Here is a 16,455-nt window from a genome sequence, read left to right as displayed (position 1 = left end):
GAACTATAAACACCTCACCGCGTGCTGTAAAGAGTGGCAGCACTCGTTCGCTGTAAAAATAGTCAAAACGTGTTTAATCGGTTGAACTGACGACACATCGACGATTTTATCAGCACAGGCTTAGTGTTTTTTGATGTACATGTCTTTCGTGTAATAGTACCCGAGCTTATCCGGCGTAAATCCACCGACCCACGGTTTAACCAGGTGCGTGCGGACATAGTGATAAACCGGAATGGCAGGCACATCGCGCCCCAGTAGATCTTCCGCCTGCTGGTAGTACTTACCCCGCTCTTCCGCTGTTTTGGCTTTTGCGGCATTGAGCAGCGCCTGGTCATATTCCGGATTGCTGTACTGGCTGGTGTTTTCGCTGTCGCCGGTGCGGAAGTTGTTCAGGAAGGTCGCCGCATCGTCGTAATCGGCAATCCACGCGTACCGCACCGCATCAAAATTGTGGGTGTGCATGGTATCCAGCATGGTTTTCCACTCCTGATTTTGCAGCTTCGCGTCCACGCCGAGGTTTTTCTTCCACATGGAGCTGGCCGCAATCGCGATGCGCTGGTGCGATTCAGAGGTGTTATAGAGCAGGTTGAAGCTCAGAGGATGGCTGGCATTATATCCGGCCTCGTTCAGCAGCTTTTTCGCCTCCGCGATGCGCTTGTCCAGCGGCCAACTGGCGTAATCCGGGTTCTGGAGCTTAACGCCGCCAATATCCGGCTGGCTGATGAGCCACGCCGGGCGCTGCCCCTGCCCTAATACTTTTCCGGCAATGATGTCTTTATCGAGCGCCATGTTCAGCGCCTTGCGCACGCGCGCGTCGTTGAACGGCGGACGGGTGGTATTGAATTCGTAGTAATAGGTCGCAAGCTGAGGTGAAACGTCCAGCTGGCTGCCCAGGGTTTTCTTGAGCTGGGCAAACTGGTTAATCGGCACCGTGTAGACAATGTCAATTTCGCCCGCTTTATAGCGGTTCACATCCGAGGCCTCGGAGGTGATAGGCAGATACGTCACCTTGTTAATCACGGTATGGTCATTATCCCAGTAGCGCGGGTTGCGCTCCGCCACGATGCGTTCGTTGACCACCCACTGGGACAGCTTATACGCCCCGCTGCTGACGAAATGTTCCGGCTTGGTCCACTTGTCGCCAAAGCGGCCAATCAGCACTTTATCCACCGGCACCAGCGACGGGTGCGCCAGCATGGCCAGGAATGCCGCATTAGGCTGCGTCAATGTGACTTCCAGCGTGGTGTCGTTTATCGCTTTCACGCCCAGCGTATCGGGAGCTTTTTTCCCCTGCGCAATATCCGCACCATTCACAATGTGCATGTTGCCTGGATAGCTGGCATACGGAGAAGCGGTTTTAGGATCAACCAGACGCTGCCAGCTCCAGACTACATCTTCCGCGGTGATGGCAGTGCCGTCGCTCCAGGTGATGCCCGGGCGCAGATGGAACGTCCAGACGGTGTTGTCCTTGTTCTCCCATTTTTCCGCCAGTCGGGGCTGGACTTCTCCTGCAGGAGAGACGCTGACCAGCCCTTCGAATAAATCACTGATAATATTGAATTCGACATCGCTTTCGACTTTGTGTGGGTCGAGCGAAGCCGGTTCACTGCCGTTATTCCTGACCAGTTCCTGCTTATCGGCCAGCGCGGTTCCTGCCGGCACGTTAGCCGCCCAGGATGCCGTGCTGGCGCACAGGATCCCGGCGGTAAGTAAAGAGAGCGTAAAGTGAGTGCGTGTTTGTGGTTTCATTTCCTTCGCCTTATTGTCTGTTTTATGACGATCCGGAAATAACTCTTAGCGCTCGAACGGTAATAACGCAATATTTTTCAGTAACCTATAAGAGCTTGATCTGGTAAATACTTTCAAACCGCTGTTCATACTGGTGAAATGAACTTTCGCAGAAGAAACAACCACCTCTGGCGCTAAGGTGCTGAGTAAAGATGGGTAAAACCACTTTGAGTCTGGCGCGCCGTTTCCTATTCTTTCCGTTAATTACATCTGTCATAAGAGAGTGACTCATGGATCGTATAATTACTTCTTCGCGCGACCGCACGTCGCTACTCAGCACCCACAAGGTGCTGCGCAATACCTATTTCATGCTTAGCCTGACTCTGGCGTTTTCGGCGATCACCGCCACCGCCAGCACCGTGCTGATGCTGCCGTCTCCGGGGCTGATCCTGACCCTGGTGGGCATGTATGGTCTGATGTTCCTGACCTACAAAACCGCTGACAAACCGGTCGGTATTCTGTCTGCGTTTGCCTTCACCGGCTTCCTGGGCTACATCCTGGGGCCGATCCTGAACGCGTATCTGTCTGCCGGTATGGGTGACCTTATCGGCATGGCGCTGGGCGGTACCGCGCTGGTGTTCTTCTGCTGCTCGGCCTACGTGCTGACCACCCGTAAGGACATGTCCTTCCTCGGCGGTATGCTGATGGCGGGTGTGGTAGTTGTGCTGGTGGGTATGGTGGCAAACATCTTCCTGCAGCTGCCTGCCCTGCATCTGGCGATCAGCGCCGTGTTTATTCTGATTTCTTCCGGCGCGATCCTGTTTGAAACCAGCAACATCATTCGCGGCGGTGAGACGAACTATATCCGCGCCACCGTGAGCCTCTATGTGTCGCTGTACAACATCTTCGTCAGCCTGTTGAGCATCCTGGGCTTCGCCAGTCGCGATTAAACCACCGCGCTGTGAACCTGGCCCCGCTTATGCGGGGCTTTGTTTTTTGGTACACTGCTGCGGTTTTTGACTGACGCGTGAATGACTATGTTGAGTTTTGAAGGCAAAGAGATCGAGACCGATAACGACGGTTATCTGAAAGAGAGTGGCCAGTGGAGCGAAGCGCTGGCAAAAGTGATTGCTGAGAAAGAAGGGATTACCCTCACCCCCGAACACTGGGAGGTGGTGCGTTTTGTCCGCGAGTTCTACCTCGAATTCAACACCTCTCCGGCCATCCGCATGCTGGTCAAAGCCATGGCCAATAAGTTCGGTGAAGAGAAAGGCAACAGCCGCTATCTGTATCGTCTGTTCCCGAAAGGCCCGGCAAAACAGGCCACCAAAATTGCCGGCCTGCCTAAACCGGTGAAGTGTATTTAATAACGAATACCGAAGTTCATATATTCCCGGCCGGGTTGATGCGGTTCCGTTAAGACCTTATCAACCCGTGCGCTGCGCGGCCCACCCGCTTTCAGCCACGCCACCAGCTTGTCGACCTGCTCCGCTTCGCCGCAGGCGACCACCTCAACGCTGCCGTCGTCCATGTTGCGCGCGTATCCCGTTAGTCCAAGCTCAATTGCTTCGCGCTGGGTGCTGTAGCGAAATCCGACCCCCTGAACGACGCCGTGAACCCAGGCGATGGTGCAGACTTTAGACATATTTCTTCTCCTTAACGTAGCGTTTTCGGTAAACAGCCGTAGTGTTGCCGGAAACGGGCGGTGAAACGAGAGCTGGAAAGATACCCACATTGTAATGCGATTTCGCCAATCGGTAATCGGGTTGACTGTAGCTGTGACAAAGCAACGGCCATCCTCACCTCCTCCACAATCTGGCGAAAACTCTGTGACTCCTCGCGTAACCGCCTGCGCAGCGTCGGTACGCTTAAGGCCAGACGGCTGGCGACGTCCTGCGCGCTCCAGGCTCTGGCGGGCGACAGCATAATGAACTGCCGCACCTGCTCGGTCAGGTTACTGTTTCGCTCAATAAGCAGCGGACCTGCCACGCCGTCATGCAGCAAGGCCAGCAACAGACCGAAGGCCTGATGCTTTTGTAACGCCTCCGGTAAATCCTGACGCACGGCGTGTAGCAGGTTATCCCACATAAACGCCAGCCCCTCGCTCAGCGGCGCGCAGAGCGAATGCAACGTCGTGCGCGGCCAGGATTTCAGGTAATGCGCTTTAAACTCGGCAACGATCTCCGGAGATAACATGAGCAAGTCCGATCGAAACATGCCGTTCGCGGGCTGATTGATAATCTCCATCACCGTATTGGCAGGGATAATGATGAGTTGATCCCGTGTCGCCTCCAGGCGGTTATCGTCCTGAACAATCACCTTACTGCCGTGAGTGATATGACAAATAGCCGGAAAGAAGAGTTTAACCTGGTGCAGGCGATGCATTTTGCTGGCAGTCACTTCACCCGCAGTAAGATGTTTATGTCTAAAATGGAACTCCTGCACCCGGCCATCCTTATCTGCTGTAGGTTGCTGTTAACTGAGCCTTTGCCAGAACGTGACTATTGATCATAAAACCGACCAGCGCGCCGCTGGCATTTTTGTCGACGGGCAGTTTATCCACATCCAGCGCCCAGACGGTCACCTGATAGCGGTGAGGCTTGTCCCCGGCAGGTGGACATGCGCCGCCGAATCCAGAATAGCCGAAATCATTGCGCCCCTGCACCACGCCGGCAGGTAATTTCTCGCCGTTCGGGTTACCGGCATCAGCGGGCAGCGTCATTGTATTCGCCGGTATATTGGCTACGGTCCAGTGCCACCAGCCGCTGCCGGTGGGCGCATCAGGGTCATAGACCGTAACGGCAAAACTTTTTGTACCGGCGGGCGGATTTTTCCATGCCAGCTGGGGAGAGGTATTCCCACCATGGCAGCCAAATCCCTCAAATACCTGCTGCTGCGCCAACCGCCGATCGCCGGAAATATCCCGGCTGGTCATGCTGAAAGACGTTGCTGCGAAAACCTGAAAACTCATTGCCGTCAGAGCGGCTATTGTGATGACACTGCGCTTTTTCATGGGTGCTTCCTCTGCTGAACTGGAGGCCCTACTGTAAAGCCTGCTGCAATGCCGTAATGTGCCTAAGCGATTCGATTTTGTGCCGAAACGCTCAACGGCATCCGCAGATGATTGCGCCTTGCTGAATGTGGTAATCTACGCGCCATTTCCCTGAAATCGACAGAACAGCAAATTATGAGTGTACGTTTAGTGTTAGCCAAAGGGCGCGAGAAATCATTACTGCGCCGTCATCCCTGGGTCTTTTCCGGCGCGGTTGCCCGTATGGAAGGCAAAGCCAGCCTCGGTGAAACCATTGATATCGTTGACCATCAGGGGAAATGGTTAGCGCGAGGCGCTTACTCGCCAGCGTCCCAAATCCGCGCGCGCGTCTGGACCTTCGATAAAGACGAAACCATCGACATCGACTTCTTCGTGCATCGTCTGCAGCAGGCGCAGCAGTGGCGTGAGTGGCTGGCAAAACGCGACGGGCTGGACAGCTACCGCCTGATTGCTGGTGAGTCCGACGGTCTGCCGGGCGTGACCATCGATCGTTTCGGTAACTTCCTGGTGCTGCAGCTCCTGAGCGCCGGAGCGGAATACCAGCGTGCCGCGCTGATTAGCGCGCTGCAAACGCTGTTCCCACAGTGCGCCATTTACGACCGCAGCGATGTGGCGGTGCGCAAAAAAGAGGGCATGGAGCTGACGCAGGGTCCGGTCACGGGTGAACTGCCGCCTGCCCTGCTGCCGATTGAAGAGCACGGCATGAAGCTGCTGGTGGATATTCAGGGCGGGCACAAAACCGGTTACTACCTCGACCAGCGCGACAGCCGTCTGGCTACGCGTCAGTACGTTGCCGACAAACGCGTGCTGAACTGCTTCTCCTATACCGGCGGTTTTGCCGTTTCGGCACTGATGGGCGGCTGTGCCCAGGTGGTGAGCGTGGACACCTCACAGGAAGCGCTCGACGTGGCAAAACAGAACGTCGAGCTGAATAAGCTGGATCTGAGCAAAGCGGAGTTTGTGCGTGATGACGTCTTCAAGCTGCTGCGTAAATATCGCGACCAGGGCGAGAAGTTCGACGTCATCGTGATGGATCCACCCAAGTTTGTGGAAAACAAAAGCCAGCTGATGGGCGCGTGCCGTGGGTATAAAGATATCAACATGCTGGCTATCCAGCTGCTGAATCCGGGCGGGATTCTCCTCACCTTCTCTTGCTCAGGCCTGATGACCACAGATTTATTTCAGAAAATCATCGCCGATGCCGCAATAGATGCTGGCCGTGATGTACAATTTATAGAGCAGTTCCGTCAGGCAGCCGATCACCCCGTGATTGCTACCTACCCGGAAGGACTGTATCTGAAAGGGTTTGCCTGTCGCGTCATGTAACTTGAAAAGAGAAATATTGCCCGCACATAACGTGTAAGTCGTATTTCCCGGGAGGTGACTATGATTGCCAGCAAATTCGGTATCGGCCAGCAGGTCCGCCACACTTTGCTCGGGTATTTGGGTGTGGTCGTGGATATCGACCCGGAGTATTCCCTTGATGAACCGTCAGCAGACGAGCTGGCGGTGAATGCAGAGCTTCGCGCCGCGCCCTGGTACCATGTGGTGATGGAAGGTGATGATGGACAACCCGTTCACACCTATCTTGCTGAAGCGCAGCTGAGCAGCGAGCTGCAGGAAGAGCATCCGGAGCAACCCACTATGGATGAACTTGCTCAGACTATCCGCAAACAGTTACAGGCTCCGCGCCTGCGGAACTAAGCGTGTAAAAAAAGCCCGATGAACGGGCTTTTTTTTATTACTTCGCCAGCCCCAGGCGGGGGATGTCGATCGCCGGACAGCGATCCATGACGACGTTTAACCCCGCATCCCGCGCCAGCACCGCAGCCTGCTCGTTAATCACGCCCAGCTGCATCCACAGCGTTTTCGCCCCGACGGCGATAGCGTCCTGCGCCACTTCCCACGCCGCCTCGGAGTTTCGGAAGACATCAACCATATCAATTTTTTCCGGCACGTCAGCGAGCGTGGCATAACCCTGCTGGCCCAGTAAGGTTTTCCCCGCCACTTTTGGCGAGACCGGGATGACGTGATAGCCCTGATCGAGAAGGTATTTCATTACCCGATAGCTTGGACGATCGGGTTTATCGCTCGCGCCCACCAGCGCAATGGTACGCGTGGATGTCAGAATCTCGGCAATATCGTTCTCTTTCATGGTTTTTCTCCTGGCTTTTTTAAAAGTGTACGCCAAACCGCACATCTCAACCATCCATCCCATACCGATGCATGAGGGCAAAACGGCGAAATATGTCTATATGTTAGTAAACATGATTCTCGAAAAATTTAGATACATTAATGCGGCGACAGGATTTCTGACGGGAGCCTTCTATGAAAACCGGTATTGCCACTGCTCTGATTGCGTTAGTGATGCCGGTCTGCGTTTTTGCTACCACGCTCCGGCTCTCTACCGATATTGATCTCCTGGTACTGGACGGAAAAAAGGTCTCCAGTTCGTTATTGCGCGGTGCGGACAGCATCGAGCTGGATAACGGGCCGCATCAGCTGGTATTCCGGGTGGAAAAATCGATCGGTCTGGCGAATCACGAGCAAAGGATGTATATCTCGCCGCCGCTGATCGTCAGCTTTAATACCCGGCAAATCAGTCAGGTCAATATTACCCTGCCTCGGCTTGAAACGGAGAAAGAATCGGCGGCCTTCGACGCGTCTCCCCGCATTGAACTTCTGGACGGGGATGCGATGCCGATTCCGGTGAAGCTGGATATTCTGGCGCTGACGACCTCACCAAAAGGTCCGGACTACGAGGCCGCGACCCAGACCTATAACAAAGCGGGTAAACGCGCGTCGCTTCCTCAGTTTGCCACCATGATGGCTGACGACAGCACGCTGCTTTCCGGCGTCTCTGAACTGGACGTCATTCCTCCCCAGTCCCAGACCCTGACGGAACAGCGCCTAAAATTCTGGTTCCAGCAGGCCGATCCCGACACGCGGGCCCGGTTTTTACAGTGGGCAAAACAACAACCTTCATCATAAGCCACATTTTTTACGCCTTTCTCTTGCAGCGTCAGACGGTTCCCGTCATCGTGTAGGCAGTTAACCTGATGGATATGATTATGGAACTGACAACACGCACGCTACCTGAACGCAAACACATTGCACTGGTGGCGCACGATCACTGTAAACAAATGCTGCTTAACTGGGTTCGCCGCCATCAGTCTTCGCTGGAAAAGCACGCCCTGTCGGCGACCGGTACCACCGGTAACCTGATCCAGCGCGAAACGGGTCTGCAGGTGAATGCCATGCTGAGCGGCCCGATGGGCGGCGATCAGCAGGTCGGCGCGCAGATCTCCGAAGGGAAGATTGATGTGCTGATCTTCTTCTGGGACCCGCTGAACGCGGTTCCGCACGACCCGGATGTCAAAGCCCTGCTGCGTCTGGCGACGGTGTGGAATATTCCGGTGGCGACAAACCTGTCGACGGCGGATTTCATCATCGAATCGCCGCAGTTTAACTCGCCGGTTGATATCCTTATTCCGGACTATCAGCGTTATCTTTCCGACAGATTGAAGTAGCTTTTTTGCCGGGTGGCGGCTACGCCTTACCCGGCCTACAAAACCTTGCCTGACGTCGTTATGGTTTACGCGCTACCGGCACATCAATACTCTTCAGGATATCGACAAACACGGATGGCTCCTCTTTATTGAACAGCAGCCACACGCGATGGCGCGCGCGGGTCATAGCCACATACAGCAAACGCCGCTCTTCGGCATCCGGGAAGTCTTCCGGCACCGGCAGCAAGGCCTGTTCCATTACCGACTCGCGGGCCGGAGCCGGGAAACCGTCGCTGCCCTCTTTCAGCCCCATGACAATCACATAGTCGGCCTGCTGCCCTTTGCTGGCGTGAATCGTCATAAATTCAAGCTGCAGCTTCGGCCAGCGGGTGGCCGCCTTTTCCAGCGCCTCGGGTTTGAGATGATGGTAACGCGCCAGCACCAGGATACGCTCATCGGGCTTCGCATAGCCGCTGAGCTTGTCCAGCAGCGGTTCCAGCTGATCGTCCGCCAGCAGGGTCACGGCTTTTTTATCCCCTGGCCGCAGGCTATTGAGCGGCTTTGCCAGCTGATGCGGGTTCTGCTGGATAAAGCGGTTGGCGATTTCACCAATCCGTGAATTGAAGCGGTAGGTCGTGTCCAGATCGCTGCGATCGCCTTCGCCAAAATAGTGGTGGAATGCGGTCGTCAGCGAAAGCTGTGCCCCGCTGAAGCGATAGATGGCCTGCCAGTCATCCCCCACCGCAAACAGAGAGGTATGCTTATTTTGCGCCCGCAGCGCTGAGAGCAACGCTGCACGCTGCGGAGAGATGTCCTGGAACTCGTCCACCAGAATATGTTTCCACGGGCTGACAAAACGTCCCTTCTCAAGAATGATGATGGCCTGATGGATCAGGCCGGAGAAATCAACGGCATTTTCCGCTTTCAGCGCGGTTTTCCAGGCTTTCAGTAGCGGAGCCATCAGCTTGACCCGCTTCGAAAACAGATCGCGGATCGCCTCCGGCGCGCTTTCAATCATCTCTGCCTGCGATCCACCGTGCATTCGCATCAGGCTGACCCAGCGGTCAAGTCGCGAACCCAGCCGACGCGCCAGCTTATCATCCTGCCAGAAGCTACCCTCTGGCACGTCCCAGCTGAGCTCCTCCTCCAGCCACTGACGCCACCCTTTTGCCTGCGCCTTTTTCTCACTGCACTGCTGGCGCCACGTTTTGATGAACAGCGCCTGACGCGCCTGCGCGTCGTTTTCCAGCTTACTGATGGAAGGTACTTTTTTACTGCCCTGCTGAATAATATGCAGCGCAAGGGCATGAAAGGTTCTGGCCGTGATATCCCGGGTGTGCAGGCGTTCCTGGATACGTTCGTCCATCTCCTGGGCAGCCTTGCGGCCAAAAGCCAGAAGCAGAATTTGATCGGCTACCGCTTCCCCGGTCGTCAGCAGCCAGCCGGCACGCGCCACCAGCACCGATGTTTTACCACTACCGGCCCCCGCCAGCACCAGCAGCGACTGCTCGCCGTTGACCACCGCGCGCGCCTGGGCCGGATTGAGCGGTGACGATTCCACCGTACTGAAAAAGTCGGCATATTGGGTGAGCATGGCGTCCGTCCAGGCCTGATTATGGGCGAGACGGCTTTTATCCTTATCATTCAGCCAGGCCTGACACTGGCGCCAGGCGTCGCGACAGTTGTCAAACTCGTCGAGACGCGTCACGGAGAGCGGCAGCGCCGAGAGTGCCTGTCGGATCTTTTGCTGCAGCCCGGCGGTCTGCTGACGGGTCAGCCACGCGTGTTGCGCGTTGCTTTGCGCGATATCGTCCAGCACCTGCTGGAGCACCTGGGCGGCAATCACGCTCATATCCTGGCTCCACTGCTGCCAGAGCGCGTTCAGGTGATGGTGGAAACGCTGAGTTTCCGCCCACTCGGTGCCGTGAAGACGCACGACTTTATCGTCAGGGAGAACGAACTCCAGCTCGCCCCACACCAGCCCGCGTTTGCAGTGGATAGCCAGAAGCTGATTAAACGGAATAAGGTATTCGTGGCGTTCCCCGGAGACTTTCACCCCGGCATTAAGGAGAACCACCCGGTCGTATGGGTGTTGCGCCAGACGTTTGCCTAACGACGTTGCTTTCAGTTCCATGTTCCGCCAAATCCACGAAGAGATAATTTACCTGACAGTGTAACTGCCAGTTTTAAGGTGCTCCAGCCTAAAAAAACGTTACAATCATTGGGCGTTAATTTTATCGAAAGGAAGTGAGGGTTTATGCGTACCGTTCTGAATGTGTTGAATTTTGTGCTGGGCGGTTTTGCCACCACCCTTTCCTGGCTTTTTGCCACGCTGGTGAGTATCGTCCTGATTTTTACGCTCCCCCTGACCCGCTCCTGCTGGGAAATCACAAAACTCTCCTTAATCCCCTACGGGAATGAAGCCATCCACGTTGACGAGCTGAATCCGGAGAACAAAAACGCCCTGATGAATACGGGCGGAACCCTGCTGAACATTCTGTGGCTCATTTTCTTCGGCTGGTGGCTCTGCATCATGCATATTTTTGCCGGTATTGCACAGTGCATCACGATTATTGGTATTCCGGTGGGGATCGCGAACTTTAAGATCGCCGCTATCGCCCTTTGGCCCGTCGGTCGCAGGGTTGTTCCGGTAGAAGTGGCCCAGGCGGCGCGTGAAGCAAACGCTCGTCGTCGTTTTCAGTAAATAAGGACTGGCCGCATTTATGCTAAGCCCACTGCTTCGCCGTTATACCTGGAACAGCACCTGGCTTTATAACGTCAGGATATTCATCGCGCTTTGCGGCACGGTTGCTCTGCCCTGGTGGCTGAATGATGTCAAACTCACTATTCCGCTCACGCTGGGAGTGGTGGCCGGGGCGCTGGCGGACCTGGACGATCGTCTGGCCGGGCGTTTGCGTAATCTGGTTATTACGCTTATCTGCTTTTTTATTGCGTCAGCGTCCGTTGAGCTGCTTTTCCCCTGGCCATGGCTGTTTGCCCTGGGTCTTACCCTCTCAACCAGCGGGTTTATTTTGCTGGGTGGCCTTGGGCAGCGCTATGCCACCATCGCTTTTGGTGCATTGCTGATCGCCATCTACACTATGCTGGGCGTTTCCCTGTACGACCAGTGGTACCAGCAGCCGGTTCTGCTGTTGCTGGGTGCCATCTGGTATAACCTGCTGACGCTAACCGGTCATCTGATCTTCCCGGTTCGCCCTCTGCAGGATAACCTTGCCCGCAGCTTTGAGCAGTTAGCCCACTATCTGGAACTGAAATCCCGGCTGTTCGACCCGGATATCGAGGAAGAAAGCCAGGCTCCGCTCTACGATCTGGCGCTGGCAAACGGCCAGTTGGTTGCCACCCTTAACCAGACAAAAGCCTCTCTACTTACCCGTCTGCGTGGCGATCGCGGTCAGCGCGGAACGCGAAGGACCTTACACTACTATTTTGCCGCCCAGGATATTCATGAACGTGCCAGCTCCTCGCACGTTCAGTATGCCGCCCTGCGCGAGAAGTTCCGCTACAGCGACGTGATGTTCCGCTTCCAGCGCCTGCTCTCCATGCAGTCTCAGGCGTGTCAGCGGCTCTCGCGCTCCATTCTGCTGCGCACGCCCTATCAGCATGATCCCCGCTTTGAACGGGTATTCAGCCACCTTGATGCGGCGCTCGACCGCGTTCAGGCCAGCGGAACGTCACCGGAACACATCAAAGCGCTGGGCTTTCTGCTGAACAACCTGCGGGCGATTGATGCACAGCTGGCGACCATTGAGTCCGAACAGGCGATGGCACTGCCGGGCAGTGAGGTTGAAAACCAGCTTGCTGATGACAGCGTGCACGGCGTTAGCGATATGTGGCTACGCCTGAGCCGCAACTTTACGCCGGAGTCGGCTCTCTTTCGCCACGCGGTGAGAATGTCGCTGGTGCTGTGCGTGGGGTATGCCTTTATTCAGATAACCGGACTGCACCACGGCTACTGGATCCTGCTCACCAGCCTGTTCGTCTGCCAGCCAAACTATAACGCCACCCGACATCGTCTTGCGCTGCGTATTATCGGTACGCTGGTTGGCGTCGCGATCGGCCTTCCGGTGCTCTATTTCGTGCCTTCCGTCGAAGGTCAATTGATTCTGATCGTGATCACCGGCGTGCTGTTCTTCGCGTTTCGCAACGTGCAGTATGCCCACGCCACCATGTTCATCACGCTGCTGGTGCTGCTCTGCTTTAACCTGCTGGGTGAAGGGTTTGAAGTCGCCCTGCCCCGCGTGATCGATACCCTGATTGGCTGCGCGATTGCCTGGGCCGCGGTCAGCTTTATCTGGCCGGACTGGCGTTTCCGCAATTTGCCGCGCGTGGTCGACAGGGCGATGAATGCCAACTGTCGATACCTTGACGCTATCCTGGAGCAGTACCACCAGGGGCGCGATAACCGCCTGGCTTACCGGATAGCACGTCGTGATGCGCACAACAGTGATGCAGAACTGGCCTCCGTTGTCTCTAACATGTCAACGGAGCCTCGCGCCACGGCGGAAATTCGTGAGACCGCGTTCCGCCTGCTCTGCCTGAACCATACGTTCACCAGCTATATTTCGACGCTGGGTGCCCACCGTGAGAAGCTCACCAACCCGGGTATTCTCAACCTGCTCGATGACGCCGTCTGTTATGTCGATGACGCGCTTCATCACCGCCCAGCCGATGAGCCGCGCGTACAACAGGCGCTGAATGAACTGGCGCAACGCATTGCGCATCTTGACCCGGGAAACGACAGCAAAGCGCCGCTGGTTCTTCAGCAGATAGGCCTGCTTATCGCTCTGCTGCCTGAAATTTGCCGGCTGCAACAGCAAATCGCTACCTGGAGGAGTGATTCTCCTGTGGCTCAGGCAGCGCATTAAACCACTCCGTCAGCTCCCGGCGAATGCCTGCCGGGAGTGCCGCCTCATGCAGCCCCTCGATAGCCCCTTCGAGTGCGAAGAGGACTTTAATACTGAGCGCTTTATTTTTCGCCCGCATCTTCAGCCAGCTGGCTCTGGCGCCCAGCGCCCGCAGCGTTTCCTCATTAGTGATACCGGCTTCAAAAAGCAAGACTTCAAGCTGAAAGGTCAGGTTTGGTAGATCCTTGAGTCGGTTTCGTTGGTGGCGCTGATAGCGCTCTTTTCTTGCCGCACTGAGCGCAAACGAGGAGAGCTGAAGCAACCGCTCCCTGTCCTGCCATAATCCGTCATCCACACGATAATAGTTAAGCAGCACCGGGCGGCCTCGCTTCATCAACGTCAAAAATGAGGAGGCATTCTTTACACAGTATTTCGCACTCTCCTCACAAGCCCGAAGATAAAGCTCGCCATCAGACACCATGGCAAAAACCGCATCATCCACCGCCAGGGTGTAGCCGCCAAACAGCGCGCGATGATGAATCTCGCCCAACGGGGAGAGGTATTCCTGGGATTTATAAATCCGTTCATAAGATATCTTTTTCATGATATTTCCCTTCAAAATCATAAAGTAACAACGAAATTTCTTACTAGCGGATCCGTTAGCAGGAAAATAGGCAACTTATCGCCGTTGAGCAAGATGATTTTTCCAGGGGCATCAAGATTGAATGAATTTTGCGAGTCGCTTTCCGAAAATGAGGTTGATCTTTATGCATACAGGGGTTACTGTATATTCATACAGTAACTACAGGGCTGGAATGAATATGCACACTTCAGGCTATGCAAATCGCGCAATCTCTCTCTCTTCTGCCGCAGGCAATGTCGCGCAGAATTCCGTCGAGCGTGTTTCCACAGGGCTTATCAGTGAAGTGGTTTATCGTGAAGACCAGCCCCTGTTGACGCAACTTCTGTTGTTGCCGTTATTACAACAGCTTGGTCAGCAATCGCGCTGGCAGCTTTGGCTCACCCCTCAGCAAAAACTGAGCCGTGAGTGGGTTCAGTCCGCTGGCCTTCCGCTGACCAAGGTCATGCAGATTAATCAGCTCTCGCCGTGCGATACCGTTGAGTCGATGATCCGCGCGTTACGCACCGGAAATTACAGCGTGGTAATTGGATGGTTATCAGAAGAATTGACGGAAGAGGAACATTTCCGTCTGACTGAAGCCGCTGAAGAAGGGAGTGCGATCGGGTTCATTATGCGTCCGGTTCGTTCGGATTCTTACCGCAGAGGACAACTTTCTGGGCTAAAAATTCACTCAAATTTGTATCATTGAGTGAAATTAAGATTTTTCCTGGAATTTTTTTCGACCACAAGATGGCACTAAAGTTCCCGGTCTGAAAATTGCGGCAAGGCTTGTCTGGTGCGGTTCTCCTTCATTTTATTGCACAAAATTCGTTCTAAAAATGTTAAATAATCGGTATACGGAACTTTTTTTTTCATATGCCTGACAGACTTCACACTTGTAAGTTTTCAGCTACGTTGTAGACTTTACATCGCCAGGGGTGCTCGGCCTAAGCCGAAGATATCGGTAGATTTATATTTGACCACGCCCCCCGGTGAAGGATTTAACCGTGATTCTCTCTTGAGACTTTCATGGCGAATTTTGGATGATAACGAGGCGCAAAAAATGAAAAAGACAGCTATCGCGATTGCAGTGGCACTGGCTGGCTTCGCTACCGTAGCGCAGGCCGCTCCGAAAGATAATACCTGGTATGCAGGTGGTAAACTGGGCTGGTCTCAGTTCCACGACACCGGCTGGTACAACAGCAGCCTGAACAATGATGGCCCTACTCACGAGAGCCAGCTTGGTGCAGGTGCGTTCGGTGGCTATCAGGTTAACCCGTATGTTGGTTTTGAAATGGGTTACGACTGGTTAGGTCGTATGCCATACAAAGGCGACACCATCAACGGCGCTTTCAAAGCACAGGGCGTTCAGCTGACCGCTAAACTGGGCTACCCAATCACTGACGATCTGGACGTGTACACCCGTCTGGGCGGCATGGTATGGCGCGCAGACTCCAGCAACAACATCGCTGGTGACAACCATGATACCGGTGTTTCCCCAGTATTCGCTGGTGGCGTTGAGTGGGCTATGACCCGTGACATCGCTACCCGTCTGGAATACCAGTGGGTTAACAACATCGGCGACGGCAACACCGTTGGTGTTCGTCCAGACAACGGCATGCTGAGCGTAGGTGTTTCCTACCGTTTCGGCCAGCAGGAAGAAGCAGCACCAGTTGTTGCTCCAGCGCCGGCTCCAGCTCCAGAAGTACAGACCAAGCACTTCACTCTGAAGTCTGACGTTCTGTTCAACTTCAACAAAGCGACTCTGAAACCAGAAGGTCAGCAGGCACTGGATCAGCTGTACTCTCAGCTGAGCAACCTGGATCCTAAAGACGGTTCTGTAGTGGTTCTGGGCTTCACCGACCGTATCGGTTCTGACGCTTACAACCAGAAACTGTCTGAGAAACGTGCTCAGTCTGTTGTTGATTACCTGATCTCTAAAGGTATCCCAGCTAACAAGATCTCCCCACGTGGTATGGGCGAATCTAACCCAGTTACTGGCAACACCTGTGACAACGTGAAAGCTCGCGCTGCACTGATCGACTGCCTGGCTCCAGATCGTCGCGTAGAGATCGAAGTTAAAGGCATCAAAGACGTTGTAACTCAGCCAGCGGCATAAGTTATCGTCTTATAAAAAAACCCCGCAATGCGGGGTTTTTTATTGTCTGAAGAAAAGAAAAATCTATTTTTTACCCAACAGAGCCTGAAGGTCGTTCTTCAGCGTCGACATCTGGTTGGCGTACTTCTCTTTATGTTCGGCATCCTCAATCAGCTGCACGATGGTTTCGGACAGCGTTTTGCCCCGTCGTTGCGCCAGCCCGGCCAGGCGCTGCCAGACAACAAATTCCAGGTCGATTGATTTTTTGCGAGTGTGCTGATGCTCAGCATTAAAATGCCGTTTGCGTCGCGCGCGGATCGTTTGCTTCATCCGGTTTAACAACGCAGGATTGATGTGTTTCTCAATCCAGCCGTTAACCTGTACCGGTTCATTTTCGAGGGTCAGCAAAATATCCACGGCTTCTTGCGCAGCGCTGGCTTCGATGTAGCAGGTGATCAGCTCCCCTTCACGGTGCTTTTTGACCAGGTACTTCCATTTCCAGCCGCTTTCGAGATTTTCCAGTTGTTGATATTTCATTGCGATCTCAGTGTTACCACGTAACTCTGTTCAGAATATCAGTT

At 54.7% G+C, this 16,455-nt stretch carries 18 protein-coding genes; 10 read left to right on the top strand and 8 right to left on the bottom strand.

Features of this window, described 5'->3' with window-relative positions; genetic code table 11:
* Window positions 1-120: 120 nt before the first annotated feature.
* Window positions 121-1,749, bottom strand: coding sequence for an ABC transporter substrate-binding protein (locus tag AC4IC4_RS07575; RefSeq protein WP_491472468.1), 1,629 nt, complete (start codon window positions 1,747-1,749; stop codon window positions 121-123).
* Between the two features lie 269 nt (window positions 1,750-2,018).
* On the opposite strand from AC4IC4_RS07575, the gene yccA reads away from it, so the two are divergent.
* Window positions 2,019-2,678 carry an FtsH protease modulator YccA gene (yccA, locus tag AC4IC4_RS07570; RefSeq protein WP_248198528.1) on the top strand — a complete coding sequence of 220 codons (660 nt, stop codon included), beginning with the start codon at window positions 2,019-2,021 and terminating at the stop codon, window positions 2,676-2,678.
* Between the two features lie 87 nt (window positions 2,679-2,765).
* Entirely contained in the window at window positions 2,766-3,095 is a 330-nt protein-coding gene (gene tusE / locus AC4IC4_RS07565; protein WP_491472467.1) for a sulfurtransferase TusE, read from the top strand.
* Here the strand turns inward: tusE and yccX are convergent.
* The 3 genes from yccX to AC4IC4_RS07550 are packed head-to-tail and all read right to left on the bottom strand — an operon-like array spanning window position 3,092 to window position 4,741.
* On the bottom strand, window positions 3,092-3,373 hold the full coding sequence (yccX, locus tag AC4IC4_RS07560) for an acylphosphatase (RefSeq protein ID WP_059310384.1): 282 nt from the start codon (window positions 3,371-3,373) through the stop codon (window positions 3,092-3,094). The two genes, tusE and yccX, sit on opposite strands and share 4 nt — an antisense overlap.
* Window positions 3,374-3,384: 11 nt before the next feature.
* Window positions 3,385-4,173 (bottom strand): AraC family transcriptional regulator, encoded by a 789-nt coding sequence (locus tag AC4IC4_RS07555; RefSeq protein ID WP_024907756.1) that lies wholly within the window; start codon window positions 4,171-4,173, stop codon window positions 3,385-3,387.
* Between the two features lie 10 nt (window positions 4,174-4,183).
* Complete coding sequence (locus tag AC4IC4_RS07550) at window positions 4,184-4,741, bottom strand: kinase inhibitor (protein WP_370883923.1); 558 nt, start codon at window positions 4,739-4,741, stop codon at window positions 4,184-4,186.
* A gap of 174 nt (window positions 4,742-4,915) precedes the next feature.
* On the opposite strand from AC4IC4_RS07550, the gene rlmI reads away from it, so the two are divergent.
* Window positions 4,916-6,106: a 23S rRNA (cytosine(1962)-C(5))-methyltransferase RlmI gene (rlmI, locus tag AC4IC4_RS07545; protein WP_248163791.1), complete on the top strand. Its 1,191-nt coding sequence runs from the start codon at window positions 4,916-4,918 to the stop codon at window positions 6,104-6,106.
* Between the two features lie 60 nt (window positions 6,107-6,166).
* Entirely contained in the window at window positions 6,167-6,484 is a 318-nt protein-coding gene (gene hspQ, locus AC4IC4_RS07540; RefSeq protein ID WP_008499919.1) for a heat shock protein HspQ, read from the top strand.
* A 37-nt stretch (window positions 6,485-6,521) separates the two neighbouring features.
* On the opposite strand, the gene AC4IC4_RS07535 is transcribed toward hspQ, so the two are convergent.
* Entirely contained in the window at window positions 6,522-6,935 is a 414-nt protein-coding gene (locus tag AC4IC4_RS07535; protein WP_008499920.1) for a CoA-binding protein, read from the bottom strand.
* A 173-nt stretch (window positions 6,936-7,108) separates the two neighbouring features.
* Between AC4IC4_RS07535 and csgI the strand changes: the two genes are divergently transcribed.
* Both csgI and mgsA read left to right on the top strand, forming a co-directional pair.
* A complete protein-coding gene (gene csgI, locus AC4IC4_RS07530; RefSeq protein WP_032638793.1) occupies window positions 7,109-7,771 on the top strand; it encodes a curli synthesis inhibitor in 663 nt (220 codons plus the stop codon).
* Between the two features lie 80 nt (window positions 7,772-7,851).
* A complete protein-coding gene (mgsA, locus tag AC4IC4_RS07525) occupies window positions 7,852-8,310 on the top strand; it encodes a methylglyoxal synthase (protein WP_023311034.1) in 459 nt (152 codons plus the stop codon).
* Window positions 8,311-8,368: 58 nt separating this feature from the next.
* On the opposite strand, the gene helD is transcribed toward mgsA, so the two are convergent.
* Window positions 8,369-10,423: a DNA helicase IV gene (gene helD / locus AC4IC4_RS07520; protein WP_491472466.1), complete on the bottom strand. Its 2,055-nt coding sequence runs from the start codon at window positions 10,421-10,423 to the stop codon at window positions 8,369-8,371.
* A gap of 123 nt (window positions 10,424-10,546) precedes the next feature.
* On the opposite strand from helD, the gene AC4IC4_RS07515 reads away from it, so the two are divergent.
* Both AC4IC4_RS07515 and yccS read left to right on the top strand, forming a co-directional pair.
* Window positions 10,547-10,993: a YccF domain-containing protein gene (locus AC4IC4_RS07515; RefSeq protein ID WP_032649128.1), complete on the top strand. Its 447-nt coding sequence runs from the start codon at window positions 10,547-10,549 to the stop codon at window positions 10,991-10,993.
* A gap of 19 nt (window positions 10,994-11,012) precedes the next feature.
* Window positions 11,013-13,175 (top strand): YccS family putative transporter, encoded by a 2,163-nt coding sequence (yccS, locus tag AC4IC4_RS07510; protein ID WP_491472465.1) that lies wholly within the window; start codon window positions 11,013-11,015, stop codon window positions 13,173-13,175.
* Here the strand turns inward: yccS and AC4IC4_RS07505 are convergent.
* Complete coding sequence (locus AC4IC4_RS07505; RefSeq protein ID WP_023311030.1) at window positions 13,132-13,758, bottom strand: TfoX/Sxy family DNA transformation protein; 627 nt, start codon at window positions 13,756-13,758, stop codon at window positions 13,132-13,134. The two genes, yccS and AC4IC4_RS07505, sit on opposite strands and share 44 nt — an antisense overlap.
* A gap of 217 nt (window positions 13,759-13,975) precedes the next feature.
* Between AC4IC4_RS07505 and sulA the strand changes: the two genes are divergently transcribed.
* Both sulA and ompA read left to right on the top strand, forming a co-directional pair.
* Window positions 13,976-14,485 (top strand): SOS-induced cell division inhibitor SulA, encoded by a 510-nt coding sequence (sulA, locus tag AC4IC4_RS07500; protein ID WP_032649134.1) that lies wholly within the window; start codon window positions 13,976-13,978, stop codon window positions 14,483-14,485.
* A 354-nt stretch (window positions 14,486-14,839) separates the two neighbouring features.
* Window positions 14,840-15,895: a porin OmpA gene (gene ompA, locus AC4IC4_RS07495; RefSeq protein WP_148242612.1), complete on the top strand. Its 1,056-nt coding sequence runs from the start codon at window positions 14,840-14,842 to the stop codon at window positions 15,893-15,895.
* Window positions 15,896-15,958: 63 nt separating this feature from the next.
* On the opposite strand, the gene matP is transcribed toward ompA, so the two are convergent.
* A complete protein-coding gene (gene matP, locus AC4IC4_RS07490) occupies window positions 15,959-16,411 on the bottom strand; it encodes a macrodomain Ter protein MatP (RefSeq protein ID WP_008499929.1) in 453 nt (150 codons plus the stop codon).
* Window positions 16,412-16,455: the final 44 nt, after the last annotated feature.

The sequence above is a fragment of the Enterobacter sp. Taxon_2 genome (assembly GCF_058355295.1).
Note: the sequence above shows the minus strand (reverse complement) of the source record. Positions and strands in the feature narration are given on the sequence as shown.

Bases quoted from the DNA above. Each gene is read 5' to 3' on its own strand.
- yccA (WP_248198528.1), top strand. From the start codon at position 2,019: ATGGATCGTATAATTACTTCTTCGCGCGACCGCACGTCGCTACTCAGC.
- ompA (WP_148242612.1), top strand. From the start codon at position 14,840: ATGAAAAAGACAGCTATCGCGATTGCAGTGGCACTGGCTGGCTTCGCT.
- tusE (WP_491472467.1), top strand. From the start codon at position 2,766: ATGTTGAGTTTTGAAGGCAAAGAGATCGAGACCGATAACGACGGTTAT.
- hspQ (WP_008499919.1), top strand. From the start codon at position 6,167: ATGATTGCCAGCAAATTCGGTATCGGCCAGCAGGTCCGCCACACTTTG.
- sulA (WP_032649134.1), top strand. From the start codon at position 13,976: ATGCACACTTCAGGCTATGCAAATCGCGCAATCTCTCTCTCTTCTGCC.
- helD (WP_491472466.1), bottom strand. From the start codon at position 10,423: ATGGAACTGAAAGCAACGTCGTTAGGCAAACGTCTGGCGCAACACCCA.
- rlmI (WP_248163791.1), top strand. From the start codon at position 4,916: ATGAGTGTACGTTTAGTGTTAGCCAAAGGGCGCGAGAAATCATTACTG.
- AC4IC4_RS07505 (WP_023311030.1), bottom strand. From the start codon at position 13,758: ATGAAAAAGATATCTTATGAACGGATTTATAAATCCCAGGAATACCTC.
- yccS (WP_491472465.1), top strand. From the start codon at position 11,013: ATGCTAAGCCCACTGCTTCGCCGTTATACCTGGAACAGCACCTGGCTT.
- AC4IC4_RS07550 (WP_370883923.1), bottom strand. From the start codon at position 4,741: ATGAAAAAGCGCAGTGTCATCACAATAGCCGCTCTGACGGCAATGAGT.
- mgsA (WP_023311034.1), top strand. From the start codon at position 7,852: ATGGAACTGACAACACGCACGCTACCTGAACGCAAACACATTGCACTG.
- AC4IC4_RS07515 (WP_032649128.1), top strand. From the start codon at position 10,547: ATGCGTACCGTTCTGAATGTGTTGAATTTTGTGCTGGGCGGTTTTGCC.
- yccX (WP_059310384.1), bottom strand. From the start codon at position 3,373: ATGTCTAAAGTCTGCACCATCGCCTGGGTTCACGGCGTCGTTCAGGGG.
- AC4IC4_RS07535 (WP_008499920.1), bottom strand. From the start codon at position 6,935: ATGAAAGAGAACGATATTGCCGAGATTCTGACATCCACGCGTACCATT.
- AC4IC4_RS07575 (WP_491472468.1), bottom strand. From the start codon at position 1,749: ATGAAACCACAAACACGCACTCACTTTACGCTCTCTTTACTTACCGCC.
- csgI (WP_032638793.1), top strand. From the start codon at position 7,109: ATGAAAACCGGTATTGCCACTGCTCTGATTGCGTTAGTGATGCCGGTC.
- matP (WP_008499929.1), bottom strand. From the start codon at position 16,411: ATGAAATATCAACAACTGGAAAATCTCGAAAGCGGCTGGAAATGGAAG.